The sequence below is a fragment of the Mycobacteriales bacterium genome, from assembly GCA_035995165.1.
In the GTDB taxonomy this organism is placed as follows: Bacteria; Actinomycetota; Actinomycetes; order Mycobacteriales; family CADCTP01; genus CADCTP01.
Genome location: DASYKU010000007.1, coordinates 17,624 through 36,624 on the forward strand (window position 1 = coordinate 17,624; position 19,001 = coordinate 36,624).

The 19,001-nt window shown below is 74.0% G+C and carries 17 protein-coding genes and 2 tRNA genes; 8 read left to right on the plus strand and 11 right to left on the minus strand.

Annotated elements, in window-relative coordinates:
• Positions 1-109 precede the first annotated feature (109 nt).
• The 6 genes from VGP36_01350 to VGP36_01375 are packed head-to-tail and all read right to left on the minus strand — an operon-like array spanning position 110 to position 5,914.
• On the minus strand, positions 110-757 hold the full coding sequence (locus tag VGP36_01350; GenBank protein HEV7653370.1) for a hypothetical protein: 648 nt from the start codon (positions 755-757) through the stop codon (positions 110-112).
• Positions 754-1,551 (minus strand): ABC transporter ATP-binding protein, encoded by a 798-nt coding sequence (locus VGP36_01355; GenBank protein ID HEV7653371.1) that lies wholly within the window; start codon positions 1,549-1,551, stop codon positions 754-756. Before VGP36_01355 ends, VGP36_01350 begins: the two co-directional genes overlap by 4 nt.
• The gene (locus VGP36_01360) at positions 1,548-2,309 is read right to left on the minus strand and encodes a MaoC family dehydratase N-terminal domain-containing protein (protein HEV7653372.1); all 762 of its coding nucleotides are present in this window, start codon (positions 2,307-2,309) and stop codon (positions 1,548-1,550) included. The genes VGP36_01355 and VGP36_01360 overlap by 4 nt, the downstream gene beginning before the upstream one ends.
• Entirely contained in the window at positions 2,302-3,540 is a 1,239-nt protein-coding gene (locus VGP36_01365; protein HEV7653373.1) for a CaiB/BaiF CoA-transferase family protein, read from the minus strand. Before VGP36_01365 ends, VGP36_01360 begins: the two co-directional genes overlap by 8 nt.
• Positions 3,537-4,694, minus strand: coding sequence for an acyl-CoA dehydrogenase family protein (locus VGP36_01370; GenBank protein HEV7653374.1), 1,158 nt, complete (start codon positions 4,692-4,694; stop codon positions 3,537-3,539). The genes VGP36_01365 and VGP36_01370 overlap by 4 nt, the downstream gene beginning before the upstream one ends.
• A complete protein-coding gene (locus VGP36_01375; GenBank protein ID HEV7653375.1) occupies positions 4,691-5,914 on the minus strand; it encodes an MmgE/PrpD family protein in 1,224 nt (407 codons plus the stop codon). Before VGP36_01375 ends, VGP36_01370 begins: the two co-directional genes overlap by 4 nt.
• Positions 5,915-6,105: 191 nt before the next feature.
• Between VGP36_01375 and VGP36_01380 the strand changes: the two genes are divergently transcribed.
• The 4 genes from VGP36_01380 (at position 6,106) to VGP36_01395 (ending at position 10,256) form a co-directional block, all read left to right on the plus strand.
• Complete coding sequence (locus tag VGP36_01380) at positions 6,106-6,600, plus strand: BTAD domain-containing putative transcriptional regulator (GenBank protein ID HEV7653376.1); 495 nt, start codon at positions 6,106-6,108, stop codon at positions 6,598-6,600.
• A gap of 106 nt (positions 6,601-6,706) precedes the next feature.
• Positions 6,707-8,980, plus strand: coding sequence for a xanthine dehydrogenase family protein molybdopterin-binding subunit (locus tag VGP36_01385; GenBank protein HEV7653377.1), 2,274 nt, complete (start codon positions 6,707-6,709; stop codon positions 8,978-8,980).
• Positions 8,977-9,441, plus strand: coding sequence for a (2Fe-2S)-binding protein (locus tag VGP36_01390; GenBank protein ID HEV7653378.1), 465 nt, complete (start codon positions 8,977-8,979; stop codon positions 9,439-9,441). Before VGP36_01385 ends, VGP36_01390 begins: the two co-directional genes overlap by 4 nt.
• On the plus strand, positions 9,438-10,256 hold the full coding sequence (locus VGP36_01395) for a xanthine dehydrogenase family protein subunit M (GenBank protein HEV7653379.1): 819 nt from the start codon (positions 9,438-9,440) through the stop codon (positions 10,254-10,256). Before VGP36_01390 ends, VGP36_01395 begins: the two co-directional genes overlap by 4 nt.
• Before the next feature lie 25 nt (positions 10,257-10,281).
• Here VGP36_01395 and VGP36_01400 read toward each other — a convergent pair whose 3' ends face one another.
• The 5 genes from VGP36_01400 to VGP36_01420 all read right to left on the minus strand — a co-directional run bounded on the left by VGP36_01400 (position 10,282) and on the right by VGP36_01420 (position 16,842).
• Positions 10,282-11,355: a VWA domain-containing protein gene (locus VGP36_01400; GenBank protein HEV7653380.1), complete on the minus strand. Its 1,074-nt coding sequence runs from the start codon at positions 11,353-11,355 to the stop codon at positions 10,282-10,284.
• 77 nt (positions 11,356-11,432) lie between these two features.
• Positions 11,433-12,305: a MoxR family ATPase gene (locus VGP36_01405; protein ID HEV7653381.1), complete on the minus strand. Its 873-nt coding sequence runs from the start codon at positions 12,303-12,305 to the stop codon at positions 11,433-11,435.
• Between the two features lie 91 nt (positions 12,306-12,396).
• The gene (locus tag VGP36_01410; GenBank protein HEV7653382.1) at positions 12,397-13,335 is read right to left on the minus strand and encodes a hypothetical protein; all 939 of its coding nucleotides are present in this window, start codon (positions 13,333-13,335) and stop codon (positions 12,397-12,399) included.
• 9 nt (positions 13,336-13,344) lie between these two features.
• Positions 13,345-15,297: a translation factor GTPase family protein gene (locus tag VGP36_01415; GenBank protein HEV7653383.1), complete on the minus strand. Its 1,953-nt coding sequence runs from the start codon at positions 15,295-15,297 to the stop codon at positions 13,345-13,347.
• 279 nt (positions 15,298-15,576) lie between these two features.
• Positions 15,577-16,842: an NADH-quinone oxidoreductase subunit D gene (locus VGP36_01420; protein HEV7653384.1), complete on the minus strand. Its 1,266-nt coding sequence runs from the start codon at positions 16,840-16,842 to the stop codon at positions 15,577-15,579.
• A 187-nt stretch (positions 16,843-17,029) separates the two neighbouring features.
• Here VGP36_01420 and VGP36_01425 point away from each other — a divergent pair, with 187 nt between their 5' ends.
• From VGP36_01425 to VGP36_01440, 4 genes are all read left to right on the plus strand, one after another.
• Positions 17,030-17,953 (plus strand): zinc-binding dehydrogenase, encoded by a 924-nt coding sequence (locus tag VGP36_01425; GenBank protein HEV7653385.1) that lies wholly within the window; start codon positions 17,030-17,032, stop codon positions 17,951-17,953.
• A gap of 2 nt (positions 17,954-17,955) precedes the next feature.
• Positions 17,956-18,399 (plus strand): redox-sensitive transcriptional activator SoxR, encoded by a 444-nt coding sequence (soxR, locus tag VGP36_01430; protein HEV7653386.1) that lies wholly within the window; start codon positions 17,956-17,958, stop codon positions 18,397-18,399.
• 53 nt (positions 18,400-18,452) lie between these two features.
• Positions 18,453-18,526: transfer RNA gene (locus VGP36_01435), tRNA-Asp, on the plus strand.
• Position 18,527: 1 nt separating this feature from the next.
• Positions 18,528-18,601 (plus strand) — tRNA-Phe (locus tag VGP36_01440).
• Positions 18,602-19,001: the final 400 nt, after the last annotated feature.

A 19,001-nucleotide genomic window follows, 5' to 3' on the forward strand; every position in this document is an offset into this window, starting at 1 on the left:
GGGTCAGTCGGGGGCGAGCACGCTGCGGCTGCGGAGGGCGGCGTTCCCGGACGCCGCGAACCCGCACCAGGCGATCAGGTCCTCCACGGACGCCGACGGTAGGCGATGCTCAGGTCCGGTGCCGTGCGACGCGGTGGGCGACCGCGATCAACGCCGCCGCGAGCACCACCGTCTCGGCCGCGATCGCGGTCAGCGGCCAGGCCAGCGCGCCCGGGTGGTCGGCGTCGAAGAGCGTCAGCATCGGCCGCAGCGGCGGGATCGGCAGGGCCAGCTCCAGCAGCAGCGCCAGCGTCGCCCCGAACACGACGATGCTCAGCCGCGTCACCACCGGCCGGCTCAGCACCGCGCCGATCGCCACCCCGGCCACCAGCGTGATCGCGTGCGCGGCCGCCCCGGCGACGACCCAGCTCGGCCGGTCGGGGTTGCCCGCCACCGGCGACCAGATCAGCGCGCCGATCGCTAGGACGACGCACAGGATCGCCGCGCACCACAGTTTCGCCAGCCGTACGCGCAGGGCGCCGCCCACGGTGACCGCGGTGACGTCCTGCTGCACCGGATCTTCGCTGTTGCTGACGGCCACGGTGAGCCAGACCGCGACCGGCAGCAGCACGGCGGCGGTGAAGCCGTAACAGGCCAGCGCGTCCCCGCCCTCGTCCGCGTTGAAGGCCGCGGTCGCGCCGAGGAACAGCAGCACCGGCGCCGCCCACCGCTCGGCCCGCAGCGAGTCCGCGGCGACGTAGCGCAGCAGCGCGGTCACGACCGCACGCCCTCGACGAACGACCAGCCCGTGGCCAACGCGGTCCGCAGCGTCTCGTCCGGATCGGCCGTGACCACGACCAGCAGTCCCCGCCCGGCGTCCCAGACCCCACCCGGCGGCGGCGCCGCATCCGCCCGGCCGCGCCGCAGCACCAGCCGGGTCCGGACCGCGGCCGGCGCGTCCACCGCGGCCAGGACCCCGCCGCGAACGGCGTACGTCGCGTCGGCCTCCGGGGAGACGGCGGTCTCGTGCCCGCTGAGCAGCACCGCCGCCCCGTGCTCGCGGGCGCCGAGCACCAGCCCGGTCAGCGCCGCCGCGGCCGCCGGGTCCAGCCCCGTGTACGGCTCGTCGAGCACGAGCAGCGCGGTCGGCGCCAGCAGCGCCTGGGTCAGCGCGACCTTCTGGCTGTTGCCCTTGGACAGCTCCCCGACCGGGACGTCCGGCCCGGGCCGCAGCCCGAGCCGCTCGAACAGCTCCTCCGCCCGCGCCGTCACCGCCGGCGCGGGCAGCCCGCGCAGCCGGCCCATGTGCCGGACGTACTGCCGGGCCGTCATCCGCAGCTCGGCCGGCAGCCGCTCGGGCACGTACGCGGCCGGGCCGGCCGGGCGCAGCACCCGCCCCCGGGTCGGCGCCGACGCGCCCACGACCGTCCGCAGCAGCGTCGACTTGCCGGACCCGTTGCCGCCGACGACGAGCGTCACCGCCCCGGCCGCGAACGTGGCGTCGATCCCGTCGAGCACCCAGGGCTCGGCCCGCCCGAACCGCTTGCGGACGCCCTCCAGCCGCACGCTCACGCCGGCTCCCAGCGCCCGGCCGCCGTCTGCCGGCCGCCCCGGTCGCGCACCGCGGCGGTCCCGTCCGGCGCCGCGGACACCCGCATCCCCTGGAAGTCGAACAACGGCGCCAGCAACCGGTACGAGAACGTGCCCCGCGGCCCCGCCCGCAGCGACCAGGCCATGGCCAGCGCCTGCAGCGGGCCGTGCGTGAGCAGCCCGGGGTATCCCTCGACGTCGCGCGCGTAGTCCCGGTCGTAGTGGATCCGATGCCCGTTGTACGTCAGCGCCGAGAACCGGAACAGCAGGGTCGGCGAGGTCTCGATCTCCCACTCCCGCGGCCCGGCCGGGACCGGATCATCCTGTACCCCAGGCAGTTCCGGGCCGGGCGCCCGGTAGACGACGTCCTGCTCCTCCACGATCACGGCCCGGCCGCCCTGCCTGATCTCGTGCGTCACGGTGACGAACGTGAGCGGGCCCGACGTCCCCTCTTTGTCCACAGTGGACGTCACCGCGCTGTTCCGGCGCGCCTCCTGTCCGAAGTGGACGGAGCCGAGCACGCGGACCCGGCCGCCGGCCCACATCCGGCGCCGGCCCGGCCCCGGCGGCACCAGCGTGACCCCGCGGACCGGGTGCCCGTCCGGGCCGAGGTCGGCCTGCGGCGGCCGGTCGAGCAGGTAGACCCAGTGCCACAGCGGCGGCAGCTCAGCGGCGGGCGCGGGTACGCCGAGCAGGCCGGCCAGCGCGGCCGCCGGCCCCGGCGTGATCAGCTCATCCACCGCGCTTGACCGCCTCGGTGTGCTCGCCCGGCGCCGGTACCGGCCCCAGCGACGGCGTCCAGCCCGCCACCGTGACCGGCGGGAGCAGCGTCCGGACGGGACCGCCGGGGGTGTCCACCGACCGCCACCGGTCCCGGGCCGCGAGCTGCGGGTGGTCGGCGAGCTCGGCCGCCGTTCGCAGCCGCGCGTTGGCGATGCCGATCCCGTCCAGCCGTTCGGCGGCCTCGTCCGCGGTCATCCCGGCGAGGCCGGCCTCGATCCGGGCGGTGATCTCGTCGTCGTGGGCGACCCGGTCCGGGTTCGCCGGGAACCGCGCCGCCAGCGCCGGATCGTCCAGCAGCCGTGCGCACAGCACGGCCCACTCGCGGTCGTTCTGCACGCCGATGAACACCGCCGCCCCGTCCCCGGCCACGTACGGCCCGTACGGCGAGATCGACGCGTGCCGCGCGCCGACCCGGCGCGGCGGCGCCCCGCCGTACACGGAGAACAGCATCGGCTGGGTCATCCACTCGCCCAGTGCCTCCAGCATCGACACCTCGAACGAGCTGCCGTGCCCGGTGCGTTCCCGGTCGTAGAGGGCGGTGAGGATGCCGGTGTAGGCGTACATGCCGGCGGCGATGTCGGCGACGGAGATGCCGACCTTGGCCGGCTCGTCCGGGGTCCCGGTCACCGACAGGACCCCGGCCTCGCACTGGACCAGCAGGTCGTACGCCTTCTTGGCGGCGTACGGGCCGCCGGCGCCGTAGCCGGAGACCGAGCAGGTGATCAGCCGGGGGTGCGCCGCGGTCAGCGTCGACGCGCCGAGACCGAAACGCTCGGCGACGCCCGGCTTGAGGTTCTGTACGAACACGTCGGCGCCCGCCAGCAGCGAGCGCAGTACGGCCAGGTCGGCGGGCACGGCGAGGTCGAGCGTCACGCTCTCCTTGCTCCGGTTGAGCCAGACGAAGTAGCTGGACTGGCCGCGCACGGTCGTGTCGTAGCCGCGGGCGAAGTCGCCGCCCGGGCGCTCGACCTTGATCACCCGGGCGCCGAGGTCGGCCAGCTGCCGGGTCGCGAACGGAGCCGCGACGGCCTGTTCCAGCGCCACCACCGTCACGCCCGCCAGCGGCCCGGCCGCGCCCGCCGGCGCCCCGTCCCCGGCCAGCCGCCCGGCCGCACCCGCCGGCGGCGCCCCGTCCCCGGCCGGTGCCGGGCCCCCGGCCGTGTCGGGCGTCTTGCCCGGCGAGCTCATCGGCCCGCCGGGTTACGCTTGATCAACTGGCGGGTGATCACGGTCCGCTGGATCTCGTTCGTCCCCTCGCCGACGATCATGAGCGGCGCGTCCCGGAAGTACCGCTCGACGTCGAACTCGGTGGAGTACCCGTACCCGCCGTGCACGCGGACCGCGTCCAGCGCGACCTTCATCGCGGTCTCCGACGCGAACAGCTTCGCCATGCCGGCTTCCAGGTCGGCCCGCTCGCCGGACTCGTAGACCCGGGCCGCGTGCAGGACGAGCTGACGCGCCGCCTCCACCGAGGTCGCCATGTCCGCGAGCAGGTTGCCGACCGACTGGTGCTGCCAGATCGGCTGCCCGAAGCTCTCCCGCTCCTGGGCGTACCGCAGCGAGTCCTCCAGCGCGGCGGCGCCGACCCCGACCGCCCGGGCCGCGACCTGGATCCGGCCGATCTCCAGCCCTCGCATCATCTGGGCGAACCCGGACCCCTCGGCGCCGCCGAGCAGCGCGGACGCGGGCACCCGGAAGTCGTCGAAGGCCAGCTCGCAGCTCTCCACGCCCTTGTAGCCGAGCTTGGGCAGGTCCCGGGAGACGGTGAAGCCGGGACCGTGCTCGACCAGCAGGATGCTCACCCCCCGGTGCGGCGGCGACGCCTCCGGGTCGGTCTTGCACAACAGCGCGACCAGCTGGGACCGGCGGGCGTTGGTGATCCAGGTCTTCGACCCGTTCACCACGTACGCGTCCCCGTCACGACGGGCTACGGTCCGCATCGCCTGCAGATCGGACCCGCCGCCGGGCTCGGTCAGCGCCATCGTCGCCCGGACCTCGCCGGTCGCCATCCGGGCCAGGTAGCGGTCCTGCTGCTCCTCGGTCCCGTACGCCAGCAGCAGCTTGGCCACCACGGTGTGCCCGCCCATCGCGCCGGCCAGGCTCATCCACCCCCGCGCCAGCTCCTCGGTCACCGCGGCGTAGCAGGGCGTGGACACGACCGCCTCGCCCCACGGCGCCGGGATCGCCAACCCGAAGATCCCCAGCTGCTTCATCCGCTCGATGAGCTTCTCCGGGTACGTGTTCTCGTGCTCCAGCTCCCGGACCACTGGCTTCACGTCGCGATCCACGAACTCACGCACCAGCGCGACGATCGCCGTCTCGTCCTCGGTCAGCTCGTTCATGCTGGTCCCTCGGGTAGGTGGGTGCGAAGCACATCGGCCGCGGTCGACCAGGTCACCGGGCCGATGTCCAGGCCGGCCGTGCAGTCGTCGATCTTGGCCTGCAGCTCGGCGCCGGTCGGCGGCCGTGCGGGCGAACCCGGCGGGAGCTGCTGGCTGACCCGCAGGGTCTGCGTCCCGGTCCGGACCTCGGCCTCCAGCGACCCGGCCAGCAGCCCGTCCCCGCCCGGGCTCAGCTCGACCTCGACCCGCGAGACGAGCTCCCGGGCCGCAGGCCGGCGGGCGGCCGCGTCGGTGAACGCCTCGAACCCCGAGTACGGGTCGAGCAGCGCGGTCGCGGCCGCGTACTCCAGGCTGAACTTGGCCTGCAGCCCGGTCTCGGGCCGGTGGTGGATGAGCGGCGCGACCGTCGCCTCGGGAGTGCGCAGCACGATCCGGTCGACCGCGGCCGGATCGAGCCGGTCCCGCAGCGAGGCCAGCGCGCTGATCGGCCGCTGCAACGCGTAGCAGCAGGGATAGACCTTGATCGCCAGCCCGCCGGGCACCGCCGGCCCGCCCAGATCGATCGCGCCCCGGCCGGGGTCGGCCAGGTCCGGCGGAGAAACCCCGCCGACCAGCGCGAACCAGGCGTCGACCGCGGCGAGGTCGGCCCCCGCGCCGGCCGCCGCGAGCCGCGCCGCCCGTACCCCGGCGTCCACCGCGAACCCGACCTGCAGCGACTTCGCGTCGGTCCCGAACGCCCGCTGCACCCCGCCCGCGCCCGGCACCGCCAGCGCCAGCGCGGTCGCCGTCGCGTCCACGCCCAGACCGAGTGCGACCGAGGCCCCGGCCGCGGCCCCGAGCGCCCCGGCGGTGCAGGTCGCATGCCAGCCGGCCGCGTAGTGGGCCCAGCCCAGGGCGGCGCCGAGCCGCGCCATCACCCCGGCCCCGGCCAGGTACGCCCGGGCGTCACCGCCGGCTGACAGCACCGCCGGCACGCAGACCACGCTCACGTGCGAGGTCGATTCCATGTGCAGGTCGTCGAAGTCGAGCACGTGCCCGGCCGCCGCCCACCGGCCGCCCGGCCCGAGCGCACCCGCGGCCAGCGCCGCCACCGGGTGGTCGCGGGCGGCCAGCGTCACCGCGACCGTGTCCCGCAGCGACCGGTCGGCCAGCTCGAGGTCGGCCGGGGTGGGCCGCAGCGCGCCGGCCCAGTCGGCGAGGTCGTACGCGATCGAGCCCACGCACCCGATTCAACCCCACCCGGGGCCGGGGTCAGCCCCTGGTGAGGACCAGCAGGAGCTGCCGGTGTCCGCCCGCGTCCTGACCGGACAGGTTCACCCGATCGGGCCGGAAATCACAATTGTCAGACGATCAGGTCCCGATCACGCCCCGAACTGCCGGTCCGTCCGTTCCGGATGCTTCCCTGGCCCGCGTGGAATTCCTCCTGCTGGGGCCGGTCGAGGTCCGCGACGGCCGGCGCCGCCTCGCGGTCGGCGGCCCGCAGGCCGTGAAGGCGCTGGCCGCGCTGCTGCTGGCCGGCGGCCGGGTGGTCGGACTGGACGAGCTCGTCGACGTGCTCTGGGACGGCCCGCCCCCGGCCACCGCCACCCACCAGGTGCACAAGCTCATCGGCCGGCTCCGGCAGCGGATCCCGCGGTCGATCGACACCGACGGCCGCGGGTACCGGTTCCGGCCGGACGCGCACTCGCTGGACGTCGACCGCTTCACCGCGCTGTCGGCCGGGGCCGACACGCCGGAGCTGGCGGCCGCGCTCGCGCTCTGGCGCGGGCCCGCGCTGGCCGGTGTCGACAGCCTGACCCTGCGCGCCGCCGCGGCCGCGCTGACCGCCCAGCGGCTGGCGGTGGAGGAGCGGCTCGACCAGCTCCTGCAGGCGGATCCGGACGACTTCCGAGCCGGCCACCGCTGACCCCGCGGCATCCACCCGCCCCCACGGTTCCCGCCCGGATCTCAGTGGCATAGTGAAAGCGGAGGTACCTCCGGGTACGTCTCCCCGACATCGGCAGGAGGCCTTGGTGAGCATCCTCGGGACCCGAGTACTGCGGACCGAAGACCCGAAGTTCCTGACCACCGGGGGCGAGTACACCGAGGATCTCGTCGACGAGCGGCTGACCGGGGCCGCGCACGTGTTCTTCGTCCGCTCCCCGGTCGCGCACGCCCGGATCACCGGCGTCGACCTGGACGCGGTCCGGGCCGCCCCCGGCGTGGTCGCCGCGTACACCGCCGCCGACCTGGCCGACCTGCCGCCGATCAAGCCGGGGATGGGCCTGAAGGACACGATGCCCCAGACGGTCCTGGCCGGCGACGTGGTCCGCTACGTCGGCGAGCCGGTCGCGATCGTCGTCGTCGAGGACCCGTACCAGGGTGAGGACATGCTCGAACTGGTCGGCGTCGACTACGACCCGCTGCCGGTGGTGGTCGACATGCGCGACGCCGCCAAGGACGAGATCGTCCTGTTCCCGGAGGTCGGCACCAACACGATCGTCACGTACGGCGAGGAGCTCGACGAGCATCTCTTCGACGACTGCGAGGTCGTCGTCACCCGCACGATCCTCAACCAGCGGGTCGCGCCGGCGCCGATGGAGTCCCGCGCCGCGGCCGCGGTCTGGGGTGCGGACGGCCGGCTGACCACCTGGGTGCCGAACCAGGGCGCGCAGGGCACCAAGGCCGTGCTGGCCGGGATGCTCAACGTCGACGCGGCCCAGGTGCGCGTCATCACCCCGGACGTGGGCGGCGCGTTCGGCGCGAAGTTCGGCGCCGACCCCGAGCACGCCGCGGTCGCCTGGGTCGCGAAGGCCCTGGGCCGCCCGGCCCGCTGGGCGGAGACCCGGTACGAGAACCTGCTCGCGATGACCCACGGCCGGGCCCAGTACCAGACCGTGACGATCGGCGGCCGGCCCGACGGCACCGTCCTGGCGTACCGGCTGGAGGTGCTGCAGGACGCCGGGGCCTACCCGCGGATCGGTGCGCTGCTGCCGTCGCTGACCCGGCTGATGACGCCGGGGACGTACTACTTCCCCAAGGTCGAGTCGTTCGCGCGGTCGGTGGTCACGAACACGACGCCGATCGGGGCGTACCGGGGGGCCGGGCGGCCGGAGGCGACCGCCGCGGTGGAGCGGGCCATGGACCTGTTCGCGGCCGAGATCGGGATGGACCCGGCCGACGTACGGCGGCGCAACCTGCTCGAGCCCTTCACCGAGCCGCACGCGAACGGCTTCGGCGCGCTCTACGACAGCGGCGACTACCCGGGCGCGCTGGAACGGGCGCTGACCGCGGCCGGCTACGAGGAGCTGCGCAAGGAGCAGGCCGAGCGCCGCGCCCGCGGCGACGTCGTCCAGCTCGGCATCGGCCTGGCCAGCTACGTCGAGGTCACCGGCGGCGGCGCGGAGTCCGGCGCGCCGAACGAGAACGCCACCGTCGAGGTCCACCCGGACGGCAGCGCCACGATCCTCACCGGCACCTCGCCGCACGGCCAGGGTCACCAGACGGCCTGGGCGATGCTGGCCAGCGAGCAGCTCGGCATCCCGGTCGAGAAGATCCGGCTCAAGTGGGGCGACACCGACCTCATCCCCAAGGGCGGCGGTACCGGCGGGTCGCGCAGCCTGCAGCAGGGCGGCGCCGCGGTCCGGCAGGCCTCGATCGAGCTGCTCGACGTGGCCCGGGAGCGGGCCGCCGACGCGCTCGAGGCCGACCCGGGCGACCTCCGCTTCGACGTCGACCGGTCCTCGTTCACCGTGGCCGGCGTCGCCCAGGCCGCGGTCTCGCTGGCCTCGCTGGCCGAGCGGGAGCGGCTGTTCGTGCACACCGTCTTCACCGCGCCCGGGGCGACGTTCCCGTTCGGGGCACACGTCGCGGTGGTCGAGGTGGACACCGAGACCGGCCGGGCCGTGCTGCAGCGGCTCGTCGCGGTCGACGACGCCGGCGTCGTCCTCAACCCGCTGCTGGCCGACGGCCAGCGGCACGGCGGGATCGCCCAGGGCGTCGCCCAGGCCCTGCTGGAAGAGGTCGTGTACGACGCCGACGGCAACCCGCTGACCGCGAGCTTCGCCGACTACCCGTTCCTGTCGGCGACCGAGGTGCCCAACTACGAGCTGGTCGACATGGTCACGCCGACGACGTACAACCCGCTGGGGGCGAAGGGGATCGGCGAGGCCGGCTCCATCGGCGCCACCCCGGCGGTGCAGAACGCGGTCGTCGACGCGGTGTCCCACCTCGGCGTCCGGCACATCGACATGCCCACGTCCCCCCGCACGATCTGGCGGGCCATCGAGGAAGGGAGCGGCCGGTGAAGGTCGAGATCACCGTCAACGGCGAGACCCGGGTGGACGAGATCGAGCCGCGACTGCTGCTGGTCCACTACCTGCGCGAGCTCCGCGGGCTGCGGGCGGCCAACGTCGGCTGCGACACCACCTCCTGCGGCGCCTGCACGGTCCTGCTGGACGGGACGTCGATCAAGTCCTGCACCGTGCTCGCGGCCCAGGCCAACGGCCGGTCGGTCACCACGGCCGAGGGACTGTCCACACCGGACGGTGAGCTGCACCCGGTGCAGCAGGCGTTCCGGCAGGAGCACGGGCTGCAGTGCGGCTTCTGCACGCCGGGCATGGTGATGGCCACGGTCGGGCTGCTGGCGGAGAACCCGCACCCGACCGAGCAGGAGGTCCGGGAGGGGCTGGAGGGCAACTTCTGCCGCTGCACCGGCTACCACAACATCGTGCGGGCCGTCCTCGCCGCGGCGGGTGAGCAGCAGTGATCCCTTCCCCCTTCGAGTACGTCGCGGCGCAGTCCGCGGACGAGGCCGTCGCCCTGCTGCAGCAGCACGGGGACGAGGCCAAGCTGCTGGCCGGCGGACACTCGCTGCTACCGATGATGAAGGTCCGGCTCGCGGCGCCGTCGGTGCTGATCGACGTCGGCGGTCTGTCCGACCTGGACTACATCCGGGTCGACGGTTCCTTCCTGGCCGTCGGGGCCACGACCCGGCACCAGGCCGTCACCAGCTCGGAGCTGGTCCGCGAGCAGGTGCCGCTGCTGGCCTGGTCGGCCGGCCTGGTCGGGGACCCGCAGATCCGGCACCGGGGCACGATCGGTGGCTCGCTCGCGCACGCCGACCCGGCCGCGGACCTGCCGATGGCACTGTCCGCTGTGGACGGACGAGTGGTCGTGCAGGGGCCGTCCGGACGGCGCGAGATCGGCGTCGACGACTTCTTCCAGGGCTACTTCGAGACCGCGCTGGAGCCCGAGGAGATGATCGTCGAGCTGCGGATGCCGGCCCGGCCGGGGCAGCCCTGGGGCTACCAGAAGTTCACCCGCCGGGCCAACGACTGGGCCATCGTCGGGGTCGCCGCGGTCGGCGGGCGGGTCAGCCTGGCCAACATGGGCCCGCAGCCGGTACGGGCGGTCTCGACCGAACAGGCGGTGGCGGGCGGGGCGAGCGCGACCGAGGCCGCCGCCCTCGCGGCCGAGGAGGCCGAGCCGGCCGAGGACATGCACGCCGACGCGCCCTACCGCCGGCACCTCGCGCGGGTCCTCACCAAGCGTGCCCTGGTCTCGGCGGGCGTCCCGGCCTGATCTCACCCGGCCTGATCTCACCCCGTCAGGCCGTGCGCAACACCGTGACGAGCTCGGCGAGCGCGGCGGCGGAGTGGCCGGCGACGAGCGCGTCGACGTACGGCAGCGCCGCCACCATCCCCGCCGTCTCCGGGCTGAACCCGTCCTTGCCCTTGTGCGGGTTGACCCAGACGACCGCGTGGGCGAGCCGGCGCAGCCGCTCGGCCTGCGTCCCGAGCAGCTCGGCCCCGCCGCGCTCCCAGCCGTCGGAGAAGATCACCACGACCGCGTTGCGGGCCGCCCCGCGCTGACCCCAGAGGTCCAGGAACGCCCGTAAGGACTCGCCCAGCCGGGTGCCGCCGCTCCAGTCCGGCACGGTCGCGGCCGCCGCCCGCAGCGCCGCCTGGGTGTCCCGCAGCCGCAGCGCCCGGGTGACCCGGGTCAGCCGGGTGCCGACCGTGAACACCTCGGTCGCGAAAGGACGGACCCGGACCGCGGCGTGCGCGAACAGCAGCAACCACTCCGCGTACGGCGACATCGAGCCGCTCACGTCCACCAGCAGCACCAGCCGGCGCGGCTTCTCCCGTTGCCGCCAGCGCGCCAGCACCAGCGGCTCCCCGCCGGCCCGCAGCATCGCCCGCATCGTGCGGCCCCGGTCGATGCCGGCCCGGCCGCCCGGGCGGCGCCGCCGCGACCGCCGGGTGCCGACCGACGGGGCCAGCAAGGCGATCAGCCGCCGGAGCTCGGCCCGCTCGACCTCGGTCACCGCGGCCACGTCCCGGGTCCGCAGCACCTCGATCGCGGTCGCCGCGACCCGCTCCACCGCGCCGGTGCCGTCGGTCCCCGGCCCCGCCCCCAGCGGCGCCTCGACCGGGACGGGGGCCATGACCGGCACCGGCCGGGGCGGCGTCAGCCACTCCGCGAAGACCGCGTCGAAGCGGGGCAGGTCGTCCGGGTCGGAGCAGAGCGTGAGCCGGGCCGACCAGTAGACCTGGGCCGGGTCGAGCGGGTCGACGTGCGCCAGCGCGCCGACCGCGGCCGCCAGCCGGGACGCGTCCGCGGCCACCCCGGCCGCCCGCAGCGACCGCGCCAGCCCGGTCAGGCCGCGGACCGGATCCACGCCCGGGCCGGTGCCGGAGCCGCCGGCCGAGCGGGTGCCCGGGCCGGCGGCCTGGTTCTGGGCGGGGTCCACCCCGGTCAGCCCAGCCGGGCCAGCAGGTCCGGGAGCACGTCCCGCTCGACCGTGACCTGGTCCTCGCGATACTTCAGCACCGTCCCCAGCGTCGCCGCCGCCGCGGCCGCGTCCAGCTCCCGCGCCCCCAGGATTTGCAGCGCGTACGCCCAGTCGATCGATTCCGCGATCCCCGGCGGCTTCACCAGCCCGGCCGCCCGCATCGCCCCGACCGCCGCGGCGACCTGAGCCGCCAGCCGCTCGGACAGCTCCGGCTGGTGCCGCTTGATGATCTCGACCTCCCGATCGAGGTCGGGATGGCTGACCCAGTGGTAGAGGCAGCGCCGCTTGAGCGCGTCGTGCACCTCCCGGGTCCGGTTGGAGGTGAGCACCACGATCGGCGGCTCGTCCGGCCGGATCGTGCCCAGCTCCGGGATCGTCACCGCGTTGTCGGCCAGCACCTCCAGCAGGAACGCCTCGAACTCGTCGTCGGCCCGGTCGATCTCGTCGACCAGCAGCACGGACGGGCTGTGCTCCAGGGCACGCAGGATCGGCCGGGCGATGAGGAAGCGCCGGTCGTACACGGACCGCTCGTCGCTGCCGCCACCCTCGGCCGAGCGCAGGTGCAGCAGCTGCCGCGGGAAGTCCCAGTCGTAGAGGGCCTGGCTGGCGTCGATGCCCTCGTAGCAGGAGAGCCGGACCAGCTCGGCCCCGGTGAGGTCCGCGAGCGCCTGCGCCAGCGCGGTCTTGCCGACGCCCGGATCGCCCTCGAGCAGCAGCGGCCGGCGCATCCGGATCGCCAGGTACGCGGCCGTGGCCACGCCCTGGTCCGGCAGGTAGCCGACCGCGTCGAGGGCCCGGGCCAGCTCCCCGATGTCGGCGAAGTCGCGGAAGCTCACCCCTCCAGCATCACACCGGCCCTCCGGGCCACCCCGTGTGGGTCACCGTGAGGTGCGCCTGTCCCGCATGTCCGAATCGTAGCCAGCACGATCAGCTCCCGTCCGGGAAACCGCCCCGGTGCGACACCATCGGGTAGCGCGGCAGCACCGCGGCCGGATCCGCGAGCAACGCCCTCGTCACCGCCGTGTACGGCGGGTGCGCCCGCCAGCCGTCCGGGTGCGGCGTCAGGCCCTGGCGCAGCTTCTCCGGATCCGCCAGCAGGCCTTTCAGGACCGCCCGCAGCCGATCGTCCCGCTCGCCGCCGACGAGCCTTCGATATTTCGCCTGGGCCTTCTGGCCCTTCTCGGTGAGCCGGGCGACCCGGGCGACGACCGTCACGCAATCGACCCGCTCGAGGAACCCGACCGAGACGCTGACGGCCTCCTTGGACACCCCGGTCCGTACCGGCAGGTCCCGCAGGGCGACCCCGTCCGGGGTCAGCGCCCGCAGCACGTTCGCGCTCACCGCCAGCGAGAGCCGCGACTCCCGCTCGTAGTCCCGCGCGTACGCCTGCAGGGTCTGGGAGAGCCGGCCGGGCAAGTCCGGGCCGAGGCCGCGGGTCCACACCGGACGGTCCACACGGGACGGTCCGGCGACCGGCAGGGCCCAGGGCAGGTCGGGATGCTCGCCGAGCGCGGCCCGCAGCGGGGTGAGGTCGCCGTACCGGACCTCCCAGCGGGCCTCGATCTCCTCCGGGAGACCGGTCCAGACCTTGTTCGCGGCCCGGCCGGCCCGGGTCAGCGTCACGCCGTCGTCCTCGACGTAGCTCCACCGCTTCAGGCCGCCTAGGTTGACCAGCTTCGCCTGGTCCGCGCCGTCCGGCAGCCAGCGCAGGTAGTTCTGCCACATCGGCAGGGAGACCAGCCACGGGCCGCGACCGGAGTGCGCCGCCGGGCCGCGCGCCGTCCGGTGCGGCATCCGGTGCTCGAACTCGTTGTCCAGCTCGATCGTGAACGCGACCAGCACCTGCGACAGCAACCCCGAGATCACCCGGCCACGCTAGACCCGGCGGTTCACGTGCAGCAGGTACTCCTTGCGGTCCAACGGGTTCGCGTCGGTGCGGGACCGGCGCGGCGGCTCCCCCGGCGCCGGCCGGTACGAGTCGAACTCGGACTCCAGCACCGCCTCGCCCCGGCTCGGCGAGGGCAACGCCCGCTCCAGCTCGTGCAGCCGCGCGGCCGGCACCTCGCCCTCCAGCACCGCCGTCGCACCCAGGATCGCCGAGGCCAGCGGCACGCCACGGTGCGCGGCCAGTACCGCCGACACCGGGCCGATCGTGTCGGCCGGCAGCTCCAGCCGGAACCGCGCGATCGGCTCCTGCACCCGCGTCCCGGCCCGGCGCAGCGCCGCCATCAGCACCAACGGGGTCAGCCCGCGGAAGTCGGTGCCGGTGCTGGACATGCTCTTGTCGAACTTCTGGTGGGCGTGGCTCTGCCGCGGCGCGTAGCCGGAGTGCGTCATCGTGATCACGCAGTCGATCACCTGCCAGCCGTACAGGCCCTGGGCCAGGGTGCGCCGGACGGTGTCCTCGACGTTGCGGAAAAACGCGTACGGCATCGAGCCGAGCTCGACCTCCAGCCGGAACCCGACCCCACTGTCCACTGTGGCCGGTTCGACCCGCAGCCCGACCGTGGCCAGGAACGGGTTCCCCTCGCCCATCAGCTCGTACGCCTCGCCGGTGCCGGTCGGCCGCTCCACGCAGATGGTCGTGGTCTCCCGGAAGGTGACCGCCAGGCCGTACTCGTCGGCCAGGGTGGCCTGGATGACCTCCTTCTGGACCTCGCCGTAGAGGGAGACGTACACCTCCTGGCGGACGTCGTCCTGGCGCAGGTCGATCAGCGGGTCCTGCTCGGCCAGCTGGCTGAGCGCCACCTGCAGCGCGGCCCGGTCCTCTCCCTGCTCCGGGACCACGACCGTCTCCAGCGTGGGCGGCGAGAAGTGCTCGGCCGGACCCGTGCGCGGAATCCCGATCGGGTCGCCGATCCGGATGTCGCGCAGCCCCCAGAGCTTGCCGATCTGTCCCGCGTGGACGGACGGGCGGGACTCGACGCCGCCGCGCGCGAACACCCCGACGCCGGTGACCTTCTGCTCCCCGTCCAGCCGGTCCCGCACCCGCAGGGTCCCCTCGAACAACCGCGCGTACGCGATCTTCTCGCCGGCCGGCCCGCGCTCGACCTTGAAGACCGTGCCGGACACGGGCGCATCCGGATCGCCACCGCCGACCGGGAGCAGCTCGGCTATCGCCGCGGTCAGCTCGGGTACGCCGGCGCCGGTGATCGCGGAGCCGAAGAACACCGGGTGCACGCGGGCGTCCCGGGTCTGCACCGCCAGCTCCGTCCGCAACCGTCCGAACGGGACGGACCCGTCCCGGACGTACGCGGCCAGCAGCCGGTCGTCCGATGTGGACAGCCGGCTGAGCAGCCGGCCGGGCAGCTCCGGGTCATCGACCACCGCGGCGCGCCGGCGGCCTTCGTCCCGGACCGCGGTCATCGGGACCACGGCCGGGGTCAGCCGGTCAACGATCATCCGGACCACCCGGTCGGTGTCGGCGCCGCCGCGGTCGATCTTGTTGACGAAGATCAGCGTGGGCAGCGCGAGCCGGCGTAGCGCCCGCATGAGCACCCGCGTCTGCGGCTGCACGCCCTCGACCGCGGAGACGACCAGCACGGCGCCGTCGAGCACGGACAGGACCCGTTCCACCTCGGCGATGAAGTCCGGGTGCCCGGGGGTGTCGATGAGGTTGACCGTCACGCCGCCGATCGCGAACGACACCACGGCCGACTTGATCGTGATGCCGCGCCGGCGTTCCAGTGCGAGCGAGTCGGTCTGCGTGCTGCCGGCGTCGACGCTGCCGATCTCGTCGATCACACCGGCGTCGTGCAGCAGCCGCTCGGTGAGGCTGGTCTTACCGGCGTCGACGTGCGCCAGGATGCCGAGATTGAGCAGAGACACGGAGCGTCATGTCCTCGAGGTAGGTCGAGTGGGTGGACATGAACGCAGCCGTCATCGTGCTCCTCCTGGTCGTCGGTTCCCCGAGTCGACCAGGGCCCGTTCCCCACCGCAACAGAATTACCGCCCCCGGGGTCGACGCCCGCCGGACCAGCGCCGTCAGGCCTACCGCGTCGGCGTCCTCCAGCAGCGCCGCGGCGACCGCGTCCGCGCCTGGCCAGCGCCCGCTCGGCGCCTGCCGGGGCGGGTGTCGGCCCGCCGGGACCGACACGCCGCCGGGAGTCAGCGGTCGACGCCGCCCATCACGGGGTCGATCGAGGCCAGCGCCGGGATCAGGTCGGCCAGCAGGCCGCCCTCCGTCATCGCCGGGATCGCCTGCAGGTTGATGAACCCGGGGTCGCGCACGTGCACGCGGAAGGGCCTGGTCCCGCCGTCGGACACCACGTGGTACGCGAGCTGCCCGCGCGGCGACTCGATCTGGGTGCTGACCTGGCCCGGCGGCACCCGGAACCCCTCGGTGACCAGCTTGAAGTGGTGGATCAGCGACTCCATCGACTGACCCATGATCTTCTTCACGTGGTCCAGCGAGTTGCCCAGCCCGTCCGGGCCGAGCGCGAGCTGCGCCGGCCAGGCGATCTTGCGGTCGGTGACCATGACCGGGCCGGGCTCCAGCCGGTCCAGCGCCTGGGTGACGATCCGCAGCGACTGGCGCATCTCCTCCAGCCGGAGCAGGTAGCGCGCGAAGCTGTCGGCCTCGGTCGCCGTCGGCACCTCGAACTCGTACGTCTCGTAGCCCATGTACGGCTCCGTCTTGCGCAGGTCCCAGGGCAGCCCGGCCGAGCGCAGGACCGGACCGGTGACACCGAGCGCGAGGCAGCCCTCGACCGACAGGTAGCCGACGCCCTGCAGGCGGCGCTTCCAGATCGGCTGGCCGGTGAGCAGCTTGTCGTACTCCGGCAGCTTGCCGTCCAGATAGCTGACCAGCTGCCGGATCGCCGACTCGGCGCCGGGCGGCAGGTCCTGCGCGATGCCGCCGGGGCGGACGAAGCCGTGATTCATCCGCAGGCCGGTGATCAGCTCGAACACGTCGAGGATCTGCTCGCGCTCGCGAAAGCCCATCGTCATCGCGGTGAGCGCGCCGATCTCCATGCCGCCGGCCGCGAGGCTGACGATGTGGGAGGAGATCCGGTTGAGCTCCATCAAGATGATGCGGATCGTGTTGGCGCGGCTCGGCGCCTCGATCCCGAGCAGCCGCTCGACCGACAGGCAGTACGCCGTCTCGTTGAACAGCGGGGACAGGTAGTCCATCCGCGTCACGAACGTCGTGCCCTGCGTCCAGGTCCGGTACTCGGTGTTCTTCTCGATACCGGTGTGCAGGTATCCGATGACCGGCCGGGCGCTGATGATCGTCTCGCCCTCGAGCTCCAGCACGATCCGGAGCACGCCGTGCGAGGACGGGTGCTGCGGGCCGAAGTTGAGCGCGATGCGGTCCTCGCCCGCGGCCTCGGCCAGGAACTCGTTCCAGTCCCCGCCCGCGACCGTGTGCACGCGGCCCTCGGTGGTGTCCCGAGAAGCGGCGTAGACGTCCGGTTCCTCGCGATAGGTGTCGCTGGTCGTCACGGTGGTCACCTCGGCATACCGGGCTCGGGAAACGTTTCTCAAGCTATCACCGGCCGTGACGGCGACTGTCCTCGCCCTTGACCTCAACATATATGGAGGTTCTAGGCTCGGCGAGATGAAGGCGATCCGGCAGTACGAGTTCGGCGACGCGGACACCCTGCGGTACGAGGACGCGCCCGATCCGGTCCCCGGGCCGGACCACGTGCGGATCCGGGTCGAAGCCGCCGGCGTGCACCTGATCGATGCGTCACTGCGGCGGGGAGAGCAGCCCGGGCCGCCGCTGCCCACGCTGCCGACGGTCCCCGGCCGGGAGGTGGCGGGCGTGGTCGACTCGCCCGGTCCCTGGTCCGGCCAGCGGGTCGTCGCGCACCTCGGCCCGGCCGGCGGCGGGTACGCCTCGCTCGCGGTCGCGCCGGTGTCCTCTCTCCACGAGGTCCCCTCGTCCTTGTCCCTTGCGGACGCCGTCGCGCTCGTCGGCACCGGCCGGACGGCGCTGGCGATCCTGGAGGACGCCGAGGTCATCCCGTCGGACGTCGTCCTGATCCCGGGCGCCGCGGGCGGTCTCGGCACACTGCTCACCCAGGCCGCGCACGACGCCGGCGCGATGACCGTCGGCCTCGTCGGCAGCCCGGCCAAGGCCGCGCAGGTGACCGCGGACCTCGTGATCGACTACTCGGTGCCGGACTGGCTTCGGCAGGTCCCGGACGCGACGGTCCTGCTGGACGGCACCGGCGGCGCGATCGGCCGGTCCCTGTTCGAGCGGGTACGCCCCGGCGGCCGGGTGATCATGTTCGGCTGGTCGTCCGGCACCCCCACCGAGTTCGGCGTCTGGGACCTCTACCGGCTGGGCCTGACGGTCTCGTGCTCGATCGGCGCGCGGATGGCAACCCGGACCGGCGGCCTGCACGGTCTCGCAGCGTCCGCGCTCGCCCGTACCTGGAAGCCGCTGATCACGTCGTTTCCGCTGTCCGACGCCGCCGGCGCGCACCGCGCGATGGAGGGCCGGCAGACGGTCGGGAAGACGGTGCTGATCCCGTGACGATCGTCGGCGGCCGCGAGCTCACCGTCGGCCAGGTCGCCGCCCGCGCCGGCGTGGCGGTCTCCGCGCTGCACTTCTACGAGTCGCGCGGGCTGATCCGGTCCCGGCGTACGCCCGGGAACCAGCGGCGCTACACCCGCGACACCCTGCGCCGGATCGCGTTCATCCGCATCGCGCAGCGCGTCGGGATCCCGCTGGCCACGATCGGCTCGGCGCTGGCGTCGCTGCCCTCGGAACGCACGCCTACCGCCGCAGACTGGGCGACGCTGTCCGAGGATTGGCGGGCCGAGCTCGACGCCCGCATCGTCCGGCTGCAGCAGCTGCGCGACGACTTCACCGACTGCATCGGCTGTGGTTGCCTGTCCCTGGATCGCTGCCGCCTCGCCAACCCGGGCGACTCCTACGCCGCCCGCGGGCCCGGCCCGGGCCGCCTCGCCCTCGACTGAACCGGGTCGCGAGGTCTGGTACCGTCATCGGGCGGTCAGTACGACCGTGTGTTGGCCCCGTAGCGCAGCTGGTTAGCGTGCCGCCCTGTCACGGCGGAGGTCGCGGGTTCGAGTCCCGTCGGGGTCGCGGGCAGGTAGCTCAGTCGGTACGAGCGTCCGCCTGAAAAGCGGAAGGTCGGCGGTTCGACCCCGCCCCTGCCCACCCTTCTTGTGGTGCGTCTTCCCAGCTCACTGCCCTTACGGGCTCGTGTCCGGCGTTCTCCGCCGTTGACCCTTGGTCCCCGTCGCAGACCCCGTTTCGCCGCTGCCTGTTGCACGTGGAGCGCACGCGGCCCGCCCCTTGGCCGGCCGTCTCCCGTTTCCCCCGACAGGCGGGGCCGCCCGGTGGGCTAACACCGAACGGCCCCTTGATCCCGCACCTTCCTTGAAAGGGCGAGACCCAGTGGCAGACAGTACTGAGCACCAATTCCGACTGGTGACCTCCGGTCGGCGTGCACTCGTCGCCGCGTATGTCCGCGGGGCGACCCGTCTCCCCGTCCTCTACTCGGTGGCGTGGGCCGACGCCTGCGCCGCGCTCGTCGAGTCCGGCTGGCCGAACGCGT